At 68.5% G+C, this 10,568-nt stretch carries 9 protein-coding genes; 4 read left to right on the forward strand and 5 right to left on the reverse strand.

Features of this window, described 5'->3' with window-relative positions; translation table 11 throughout:
* The coding region (locus ACTHL9_RS02200) for a lipoate--protein ligase family protein (RefSeq protein WP_440517031.1) at window positions 1-667 on the forward strand (667 nt) is incomplete at its 5' end.
* 302 nt (window positions 668-969) lie between these two features.
* Here ACTHL9_RS02200 and ACTHL9_RS02205 read toward each other — a convergent pair.
* From ACTHL9_RS02205 to ACTHL9_RS02220, 4 genes are all read right to left on the reverse strand, one after another.
* Window positions 970-1,599 carry an MBL fold metallo-hydrolase gene (locus ACTHL9_RS02205; protein ID WP_440517032.1) on the reverse strand — a complete coding sequence of 210 codons (630 nt, stop codon included), beginning with the start codon at window positions 1,597-1,599 and terminating at the stop codon, window positions 970-972.
* The gene (locus ACTHL9_RS02210) at window positions 1,599-2,693 is read right to left on the reverse strand and encodes an S-(hydroxymethyl)mycothiol dehydrogenase (RefSeq protein ID WP_440517033.1); all 1,095 of its coding nucleotides are present in this window, start codon (window positions 2,691-2,693) and stop codon (window positions 1,599-1,601) included. The genes ACTHL9_RS02205 and ACTHL9_RS02210 overlap by 1 nt, the downstream gene beginning before the upstream one ends.
* Window positions 2,694-2,801: 108 nt before the next feature.
* Window positions 2,802-3,062: a mycoredoxin gene (locus tag ACTHL9_RS02215; RefSeq protein WP_440517035.1), complete on the reverse strand. Its 261-nt coding sequence runs from the start codon at window positions 3,060-3,062 to the stop codon at window positions 2,802-2,804.
* 79 nt (window positions 3,063-3,141) lie between these two features.
* A complete protein-coding gene (locus ACTHL9_RS02220) occupies window positions 3,142-3,552 on the reverse strand; it encodes a VOC family protein (RefSeq protein WP_440517036.1) in 411 nt (136 codons plus the stop codon).
* Between the two features lie 566 nt (window positions 3,553-4,118).
* Here ACTHL9_RS02220 and ACTHL9_RS02225 point away from each other — a divergent pair.
* The gene (locus ACTHL9_RS02225; protein WP_440517037.1) at window positions 4,119-5,591 is read left to right on the forward strand and encodes an AAA family ATPase; all 1,473 of its coding nucleotides are present in this window, start codon (window positions 4,119-4,121) and stop codon (window positions 5,589-5,591) included.
* A gap of 248 nt (window positions 5,592-5,839) precedes the next feature.
* Window positions 5,840-7,012, forward strand: a complete 1,173-nt coding sequence (locus tag ACTHL9_RS02230) for a serine hydrolase domain-containing protein (RefSeq protein ID WP_440517038.1) — start codon at window positions 5,840-5,842, stop codon at window positions 7,010-7,012.
* Between the two features lie 487 nt (window positions 7,013-7,499).
* Here ACTHL9_RS02230 and ACTHL9_RS02235 read toward each other — a convergent pair whose 3' ends face one another.
* Window positions 7,500-8,216, reverse strand: coding sequence for an SOS response-associated peptidase (locus tag ACTHL9_RS02235; protein WP_440517039.1), 717 nt, complete (start codon window positions 8,214-8,216; stop codon window positions 7,500-7,502).
* Window positions 8,217-8,289: 73 nt separating this feature from the next.
* Between ACTHL9_RS02235 and ACTHL9_RS02240 the strand changes: the two genes are divergently transcribed.
* The coding region (locus tag ACTHL9_RS02240; RefSeq protein WP_440517040.1) for a PHP domain-containing protein at window positions 8,290-10,568 on the forward strand (2,279 nt) is incomplete at its 3' end.

Here is a 10,568-nt window from a genome sequence, read left to right on the forward strand (position 1 = left end):
CGACCGCGCCGGGCAGCTGGCCCGTGCCGCTGAACTGCTCGACGAGGTGAAGCGCGGTCTCCGTGGCCCCACTCTGCGCCTGTACCGGCCCGGGCCGACCATGGCGTTCGGCCAGCGGGACACTCGTCTCCCCGGATTTGACGCGGCGCGCGAGGCGTCCCGCGCCCTCGGCTTCGAACCGGTCGTGCGAAAAGCCGGCGGTCGCGCTGCCGCGTACCACGAGGGCACGCTGATCGTGGACCACATCGAGCCCGCCGCCGAGGCGATGGTGGGGCACCGTCACCGTTTCGAGGTCTTCGGCGAGCTCTACGCGGAGGTGCTCCGAGGCCTCGGCGTGGAGGCCCGGGTCGGCGAGATCCCCGGAGAGTACTGCCCAGGCGAGTACAGCGTGCACGGCGTTCCGCGGGACGCCCCTCCCGTCAAGCTCGTCGGCACCGCGCAGCGTGTCGTGGCTGGTGCGTGGCTGTTCTCGTCGGTGATCGTCGTCAGCGACGCCGCTCCTGTGAGGAAGGTCCTCACCGAGGTGTATCGCGCCCTCGAGCTGCCGTTCGAGCCCTCGACCGCCGGGGCCGCCGACGATCTGGTCCCCGAGCTGACAGTCGCCACGGTCGAGCAAGCGCTCCTCGCGATGTACCGGGAGCGGGGCGCTCTGGCCTCGGGCGCGTAGGCCTCCCGAGGTCGGGCCGCCCACCGCCGAGGTCAGGCCGTGTGGCGCCGAGGTCGGGCCTGGTGCCGCCGAGGTCGGGCCGTGCGGGTTAAGGACGACGACGGGTGGCGGCTTGCTTGACAAAGCTGTCACCCGTCGTCGCCCCCTCAGGAGACCTGATTTCGGTTGCGGGGGACCCGATGTCGGGGGCACACGACCCGACTTCGGCGGTGGGGGACCCGACTTCGGGGGTGGGGGACCCGACTTCGGCGGTGGGGGACCCGACCTCGGCGGGACGGAGCGGCGGGAGGGAGCGGGGGTGGTCAGTGGCCCCGGTCGATCCACTCCTGCAGGTGCGGCGCCTCGGCCCCAATGGTCGTCGAATCGCCGTGACCCGTGTTCACCACGGTCGCTGCCGGGAGGGTGAGGAGGCGCTCCCGGATCGACTCGATGATGGTCGGGAAGTCGCTGTACGAGCGACCCGTCGCCCCGGGACCACCCTGGAACAGGGTGTCCCCGGTGAAGACCGTCTCCAGCTCCGGCACGTGGAAGCTGACGGAACCAGGGGAGTGGCCCGGCGTGTGCAGTGCCACGAGCTCGGTGCCCCCCACTGCGAACCGTTGGCCGTCGGCGATCTCGGCGTCGGGCCGAGTGCCCGGGTAGACGGCCTCCCAGAGCATCTGGTCGGCCGGGTGCAGGTGCACAGGGGCACCGACCTTATCGGCGAATTCGCGGGCGTGGCGAATGTGGTCGTCGTGCCCGTGCGTGAGCAGGACGGCGGTCACGGTCCGGCCGGCCACGGCGTCGGCGACCTGCACAGCATCATGTGCGGGGTCGATCACGATGACCTCGGAGTCATCGCCAACGATCCACACGTTGTTGTCGACGTCCCAGGTGCCCCCGTCGAGGGAGAACGTCCCCGACGTGACGAGCCGCTCGATCTGCGCCGCCATCAGAGCTCCACCACCGAGCGCAGGACCTCGCCGCGGTGCATCTTCTCGAACGCAACCTCGACGTCGCCGAGGCCGATCCGCTCGGTGACGAACGCGTCGAGCGGGAGGCGGCCGAGCTTGTACTGGTCCACGAGCATGGGGAAGTCGCGGCTGGGCAGGCAGTCGCCGTACCACGAGGACTTGAGGGACCCACCGCGCCCGAAGACGACGAGGAGCGGCAGCTCGAGCGTCATCTCGGGCGTCGGCACGCCGACGAGGACCACACGGCCCGCGAGGTCGCGCGCGTAGAACGCCTGCTTGTACGTCTCCGGGCGTCCGACGGCGTCGATCACCACGTCCGCGCCGAAGCCGTTCGTGAGGTCGCGGATGGCCTCGATCGGGTCCTGCTCGCGGGAGACGACCCCGTGAGTCGCCCCGAGGCTCTTGGCGAGTTCGACCTTGGCGGGGTCGAGGTCGACGGCGATGATCGTCGTCGCGCCGGCGAGCTTGGCGCCCGCGATGGCCGCGATCCCCACGCCGCCGCAGCCGATGACGGCCACTGACTCGCCGCGCTGGACGGCACCGGTGTTGATAGCGGCGCCGATACCGGCCATGATCCCGCAGCCGAGGAGGCCGACGGCGGCCGGGTCGACGTCGTCGTCGATCTTGGTGCACTGGCCAGCGGCAACCAGGGTCTTCTCAGCGAAGGAACCGATGCCGAGGGCGGGGGACAGTGGCGTGCCGTCCTGGAGCGTCATCTTCTGCGTCGCGTTGTGCGTGGCGAAGCAGTACTGCGGCTGCCCCTTCTTGCACGCGCGGCACTGGCCGCAGACGGCCCGCCAGTTGAGGATGACGCGGTCACCCGGCTTGACGTCGGTGACGTCGGGGCCGACCGCGCTCACGACGGCGGTGGATTCGTGGCCCAGCAGGTACGGGTAATCGTTGCCGATGCCGCCGAGCTTGTAATGGAGATCCGTGTGGCAGACCCCGCAGGTGAGGACGTCGACGAGAGCCTCGCCGGGTCCGGGATCGGGAACAAGGATCGTCTCGATGGTCGCAGGTGCGCCCTTCTCTCGGACGACGACTGCCTTGACCTCGTGGACGGTCTGGGACATGAAAAACCTCCGGTGTCTCCCCGACGAATGACTGAGCCATGATGCCCATGCCATCCTAGGGGAGGGCCACCGGAGGTGATGCAAATCACATCCGACGAGGGTCTCGGGTCAGACCCCGAGCTTCTCCTGCACCTGCGCCGCAGAAGGATTCGTTGCAGCAGTGCCGTCCGGGAAGATGACCGTCGGGACGGTGCGGTTGCCACCATTGAGCTTCTCGACGAGCTCCGCCGTGCCTTCGACCTCTTCGATGTTGACCTCGGTGTAGCCGATGCCCTTCGCGTCCAGCTGCTTCTTCAGCCGGTTGCAGTAGCCGCACCAAGTCGTTGAGAACATCGTGACAGTGCCATCGGCAGGGGTGAAGTCGTCCATAGGTGTACTCCTCGGTCTTGGGTATTTTCATCAGAACCAACGGGTCCCCACATCCAAGTATTCCTGACGGCCCGCAGGGTCAGCTGCGGTCTGCCGGTTCGAAGCCGATGAGCCAGTGGAGCCCAAAACGGTCAATGACCTGCCCGTCCGAAGCGCCCCAGGGCCGTTCCTGCAGCTCATCGACAACTCGGCCGCCCGCGGCAAGACGCTCGAACCAGCTCCGCAGCGTGGTTTCGTCCGAGGCGCCCAGGAGCGAGAGCATGAGGCCCTCCGTGCGAACCCCGCTGGAGCCGTTGTCCGCGTCGGCGCCGAAGAGGTCGACTGCTCCGGTCAGGATCCCGTGGGCGACGGCATCGCCAGGCTCGTCGTCACGCCCAAATTGGGCACGGGTGTAAAGCATGAGCTCACCGCCGAACACGTCCCGATAGAAGGTCAGCGCTTCGCGGGCGTTCCCCTCGAACAGGAGATACGGCGTGGGTGGGGTGGACATGCGGTTCACCCTACTGGAAGAGGCGCTCCCGCCCCTCAGGCTCGGCGGATTCGATGAGCTCGGGCTCGTTGTCCTGCACGCTGTTCACGAGGCTGCTCACCACCCGTGGCATCCCACTATCAGGGCACGTTCTTCGTGATGCATACCCCGGCGCCAGCGTAGGCCGATGCAGTCCTGCCATCTGGGAGTGTGATGCGGGTCGAGACGGGTCCAGCCATGAAGTGGACTTCGGCGGTATGCGGGATGCCGCAGGGGGGATGATCTCGTCCGACCCGCTGCCGGTCCCTTGCTGGGACAGGGTCAGCAGCGCTTGCGGCGTGCCGTCGCACGCAGCCGTCACGACGTAATCTCCAGTGTCCAGAGCACGATGGCTGACTCGACGGCTCCGGAGGCGCAAAGGCGGCCCAAGCCTTCCACCCCATCCTCGGTGCGACCTCTACTACGGCAAGGTGTCCCGGGTATTCGCCTCGTCGTTCTCAGGAGCGATTGAAGATCCAAGTGCGACGCGGTGGCGAAGCCAGGCCGCGCAGCAGTCCGAACATCGGGCTTGTTGCTAGGCTCGGGCCATGGATGAGGCTTTGGGGAGGTTCATCGACGATTTCGGCGAGCTCGTGCGGATCTCCGCCGACGGTGCGCGGGGCGGCCCGGGGAGTACTGTGCGGGAGATGGTGCGCGAGCACCTCGGGACGGATCCGGGCGAAGCGGCCGTGGTCATCGAGCCCATTCAGCTGCTCCGCCTGGTCGACACGGACCTGGTTCTCGACGGGATCGCCAGCCGCGATCCGTCCGCTCGGGTGATCGGCGTCGGGGGCGGCCAGATGCGCATGCACGCAGACCTGCGGGGCATGCTGGATCCCGGTCCCCTCGGCCGCTCCTTCCCGGCCGTGTCGCAGCCGGACTATTCGAACGCCCCGGTGGGGCCGAGCCAGCAGCGCCGCACGCTGCAGTTCGGGCTCCGCCTGTTCCGGTACTACGAGGTCCCGGTCGCGATCCTGCAGCGCGGGGCATCCCCCAACGACCAGCGGTTCATCCCCTCGCTGGAGGTCATCGCCGCCGACGAGGACGCCGTCTCCCGCCTCTTCTCCGAACTCCGTGAGCGCCTTGAGCGGGAGAGCATCTTCAAGGGCCAGGCGGTCGTCCTCTCCGCCGCCGGGTTCGGACCCGGCCGCGCACCCGCTTCCGGAGGCATCACGTTCGTCGAACGCCCCCAGATCCCCGCCGAAGACATCATCCTCCCGCCCGGGGTCCTTTCGCGGATCCGACACCACACCCTCGCCGTAGGCCGGCAGGCCGCCGCCCTCACGGCACATGGACAGCACCTCAAGCGCGGGCTCCTGCTCTATGGGCCGCCGGGCACCGGCAAGACGCATACGGTGCGGCACCTCCTCGGGGCCTCCGAGGGCACGACCGTGCTGATGATGGCCGGGCGTTCGCTCTCCCGGGTGAGCGAGGCAGCGCAGATGGCCCGGGCGCTGACCCCGTCGATCGTCGTGCTCGAAGACGTCGACCTCGTAGCCGAGGACCGCAGCCTCGGGGCAGGACCGCAGCCCCTACTGTTCGAGATCCTCGACGCCCTCGACGGGCTGGACGGAGACGCCGACATCGCGTTCGTCCTCACGACAAACCGGGTCGACATGCTCGAACGGGCACTCGCGCAGCGCCCGGGCCGCGTGGACCTCGCGGTCGAACTCCCGCTCCCCGGACTCACCGAGCGCCGCGCCCTGCTGGCCTTGTACGGGCGCGGCCTGGGCTTCTCGGACGCCGCGCTGGACCGGGCGGCCGCACTCACCGGGGGCACGACAGCGTCGCTGGCCAAGGAACTCATCCGACGGGCTGTGCTGGGCGCCGCAGAAGAGGACGCAGAGCCACGAGACCGTCATTTGGACGATGCGACAGCCCGGCTCATGGCCGAATCCGAAACACTCACCCGCACGGTCTTGGGCAGCCAGCCCGCCGGACCAAGGGCGAACGAGAGGACGGTCCGCAGCGGCGAGTTCGTACCAGAACCCGGCCCGCAGCGAGCATCTCGCGGACACTAGTCCTCCAACTCCGGCCCCAATCCGGCCATCCTCAACTATCGACGAGCCACAGACCCCCGACTGGCGCCTGTAGAGGATCCCTCAACGGGACGGGACGCGCCTGTCGAGAAGAGGAACCGAGGCCTCTCGCCTGCCCCGGTTCCGGGCTTAATATGGTCGCGCTGGGTCATTGGCGCTCACTGCATGCGCCTTCCAGGGCGTTCCGCCCGGCTGTTCTCGTCTCTTTCGAATACGGGACGGTGTTCACGATGGCCCCCAGGCCCCGCGCAGCAGGACTCCTGCTCCTGGCGCTCCTGCTGACCGCCTGCCAAGATTCGGGCACCGGCGGCTCCACGTCCTCCACCGCCACCAGCCCATCGGCTGTCGGTCCCCTCGACGAACAGGCGCGGTTGTTCATCGACAGCGGCGCGGTCTCCGCCGTGGTGGAGGTGAAGTGGCCCGGCGGGACATGGTCGCATGCCTACGGGGTGCGGACCCTCGACACGCATGACCCGGCGCAGGCCGGAGACCGAGTCTCGGTGGGCACCATCACCGAGACCCTCACCGCGGTCACGGTCCTCAAGCTCGTCGACGACCGCCTCATCGGCCTCGACGACCCGGTGAACAACGTCGTCCCCGGCTTCGAGTCCGAACTGCACCCGCCCGGCCCCATCACCGTCCGGGAGCTGCTTTCCCAGACCTCCGGCATCCCCAGCTACGTCCCGGCGTCGATCGGCGGGGTGGACTTCCGTCCCGCACTGTCCCAGCCCCTGCCCCTCGAACAGGCCCTCAGGGACGCGGGCGGCCAGCCGTGGCCCGCCAGCAGCGTCGGCGCGTACCAGTGGTCCGAGACCAACTACATAGCCCTCGGCCTGCTTGTCCAGGCGCTCCGGAAGAAGCCCTTCCCCGACGTGCTCAACGAGGAGGTTATCGCCCCGCTCGGGCTGGCTCACACGTCCATGGCCCAGCTCGACCTGACCCAGAAGGACATCCTCCACGGATACATGACCCTGCACGGGCAGAGGATCGACACCACGGACAACATCCACTCCGTCGGCTCCTCCAGCGAGGGGCTGACCTCGACGACGGCCGATGTGAACACCTTCCTCGCCGCCCTGTTCGGGGGCAGGCTCACTTCGCCTTCTTCGCTTGCGCAGATGGAGAAGGGAGTGGGCCCCGCACCTTACGCCCTCGGGATCGCGAAGGGCCCACCGGGCTGCACGGCCAGCGGATCGTTCCACACCGTGGGCAATCAGGGGGACGCAATCACCGCCGCGGTCTCCAGCAGCGACGGGAGGTACACGGCGACCATGACCGTTATGCCGCAGCCCCTGCCGGGCACAGCCGAGGATCCCAGCGGGGACCGGCAGCGCGCCACGATCATCGAGCAGATGTTTTCCGCGCTCGGAGAGGCCCTCAACTCCCTCTGCGGTTCCCCATGAGCGCCCCTGGCCCCGAGCCCCTAAAGAAAGGTCGCGATGTCAATGGCCAAGAACCCATCCGAGCACACGGAGCATGCATCCGGGGAGCGCCCAAGGCGCCACGGGCTGCACCTGGGCGAGTGGCTCAAGCGAGAGGAAGCAGGCGTGGCCGGCGGGTCTAGCGGGATCTTCTTCACCTCCCACGAGCAGCCCCTCCCGCCCGAGCGGACCTGCATCCAAGGACACGAGATCCCCCCAGGTCAGGACCACTGCTCCCACGGCCACCCAGTAGGCTGATTCCGCCAAAGGCCAACCACCGCACCCACCCGCGGCGTCCGTTAGCCTCCCGGGCAACGTGCCCTACGGCACTATCAGGCCATGTCCGAGGACTCGCGTCAGCCGAAGGTGCGGACACCCCGTGCGATGGAATGCCCAGTGAAGGTAGGTCAACTGCAACGCCCAATATCCGTGCTCGATTGTCAGGCATCCGGCGCTCGGGGAAGGGAGATCAGACGGGCTCGATGAGTTCGGGCCCGTTGTTCTGCACGCTGTTCACGAGGCTGCTCACCACCCGTGGCATCAGGTGAGGCTCGGGCATGGTGTCGATGAGGCTGCGGACATCGGATTCGGACGTGATCTCGGGGTTGAGCCAGTCCGCCCACAGATCCTTCGGCACGATGACAGGGGTGCGATCGTGGATGTACCCCAAGGCGTCTGACGCCGGGCCCGTGATGATGGTGCACGTCCTGAGCCACCGATCGGGGTGCCCTTGGGGAAGGGTGGGATCCGGCCAGTTCTCGAACAGTGCCGCGAACGCCAGGACGCCCTCGCCGGGAGCGTGGAGATACGTGGGGATCTTCGTGACCTTGCCGTCCACCTCTTCCTTCTGCCATTCAAAGTAGCCGTCCGCCGGGACGAGGGCGCGCCGCTGGGTGGCAGCCTTCCGGAAGGAGGGCTTCTCGGTCACCGTCTCGCGCCGGGCGTTGATGAGCCGGGCGGCACCTTTCGTGTCCTTCGACCAGGCCGGGACGAGGCCCCATCGGGCGGTCACGAGCTTGCGGGAGAGCTCCTTGGTCTCCTTGTCGCGCCGGTCCAGAACGATCGGCACTGGATCGGTCGGGGCTACGTTGTAGGACGGTTCGATAGCTTCGACGAGGGATTCGTCGACGTCGAACTCGGCCACGAGGTCACCGACGGCGCGCGCCATGACATACCTGCCACACATGGAGCCCATTATTGCCCGTGGCCTCGCTACACTGAACTTCGAAGATATATTCGATTCAGGAGCGTTTTCGAACGTGGCGGAAGCTTTTACCCACCTGCACGTCTCGAGCGCCTTCAGCGCTCATTACGGCGTCTCGTGGCCCGAGGATCTCGTTGAGGCAGCCGTCGCCGACGGGGCCTCTGCGCTCGCCTGCGCGGACCGCGACGGCCTGTACGGGAGCGTCAAGCACGTCGCGGCATGCGAGCGGGCGGCGATCGATCCCATCGTGGGCGTCGACCTCGCGGTGCTGGCGCAACCCGACGATGAAGGCGGCGAGCACGACGGCGGCAGTCGCCCAGGTGCGCGCAGGAACCGGCGCGGGTCGGCCGGCGTGGCGGGACGTGTCGTCGTCCTCGCGCAGGGACGCAACGGCGGCGCGGGGTGGAAGGCGCTGTGCCGCCTCGTCTCGGACGCGCACGCTGCCACCACGGGCAAGGCGAACAGCCCCGTCCCGGTCGGCGTCCTGCGTTCGGAGCTCGCCGCCCGATGCCTCGATCCGGACACGGGGCGGCCCGTCCTGACGGTCCTGATCGGCCCCGACTCGGACGTGGGGCGGGCAATGTCCGGTCGACGGTTCCTGCGTCCGCGCACGCTCTTCCGGGAGTGGCTCGAGGCGATGCCGGCGGGCGTGCTCGCCGTCGAACTCGTGACCCATCTGAGCGCACCGGGCGAGCCGCTGAGCACCAGCCACGCGGTGCGGATGCTGCGCCTCGCGAGCGAGCACGGCGTCCCCGCGGTCCTCACCAACGCCGTCCGCTACCTCGATGCCGACGGCGCCGCGACCGCGGACGTGCTGGACGCTGCCCGGACGCTGACCCCGCTGGACCGCCTGCACGACGGGGAGGGTGCGCCAGGAGCCGAAGGACTCCATCCGACGGGGCAGGCGTGGCTCAAGCCGACTGCGCTCATGCACACGCTGGGCCGGGAAATCATCAGGGCAGCGGGGCTCGGCGGGCAGGACCTGGCGAACCTGCTGGGCAATACCGAGCGGATTGCGGACCGGTGCCGACTCGATCCGGTGGGGGACTTGGGCTGGAAGCGGCCCGTTGTCCCGGAGGCCGCAGTCATCGGCATCTCGGGGGAGCCGTTCCAGGAGCTGTCGGAACGCGCCCGCGCAGGGATCTCGCAGCGTTTCCCGGGGCTCAAGGGCGACGAGGAGGAACGGGTCCTGCGGCGACTGGATCATGAGCTGCAGATCATCGGCAATCTCGGTTTCGCCGCCTACTTCCTCACGGTGGCCGAGGTCGCGGAGATGATCCGCGGCATGGGCGTCCGCTCGGCGGCACGGGGCTCGGGCGCCTCGAGCCTGGTCAACTACTCCCTCGGGATCAGCCACGTGGACCCTCTGCGGCATGACTTGGTGTTCGAGCGGTTCCTCTCGCGCGATCGCTCGACCCTGCCGGACATCGATCTCGACGTGGAGAGCGCCGAGCGGCACACCGTGTACAGGAAGATCTTCGAGCGCTTCGGCGCCGAGAGGGTCACTCTCATGAGCATGCAGAACGGCTACCGGGCCCGCGGCGCCGTCCGGGACGCAGGCCTCGCGCTCGGGCTGGACGGCGACGAAGTCGGCGACATCGCCAAGCAGCTGTGGCGGTTCTCCGCGAGCCAATTCCGCGAGGCGCTCGCGGAGAAGCCGGAACTGCGCGACGTGGCCGGGCAGGTGGGGAGGGACCAGCAGCTTGAACTCCTGGTCGACCTGACGGAACGCCTCGACCGGCTCCCGCGGCACATCTCGATGCACCCGTGTGGTGTGATCCTTGGGGACGCGCGCCTGCTCGACCGCACGCCGGTGCAGCCGAGCGGCAGGGGCCTGCCGATGAGCCAGTTCGACAAGCACGACATGGACGCGATGGGCATGCTCAAGCTCGACGTGCTCGGGGTGCGGATGCAGAGTTCGATGGCGTTCGCCGTCCGGGAGATCGAGCGGATCGAGGGCGCCCACGTCGACCTTGACGCCGTTCCGCTCGACGACGAGCCCACGTTCGAGCTCATCCGTTCGACCCACACCCTCGGTTGCTTCCAGATCGAGTCACCCGGGCAGCGGGAGCTCGTGGGCAAGCTGGCTCCGCGGACGTTCAATGACCTCCTCATCGACATCTCGCTCTTCCGGCCGGGACCGATGAAGTCGGACATGGTTCGCCCGTTCCTCGAGTACCGGCACGGCTTCGCGCCGGAGCGCTACCCGCACCCGGACATGAAGCCCTTCCTCGCCGAAACCCATGGCGTCACCGTGTTCCACGAGCAGGTGCTCCGCACCTTCGACCTCTTCACAGGGTGCGGGCTCTCCACGGCAGACGAGCTCCGTCGTCA

This window comes from Sinomonas sp. (genome assembly GCF_051955515.1).
Classification (GTDB): Bacteria; Actinomycetota; Actinomycetes; order Actinomycetales; family Micrococcaceae; genus Sinomonas.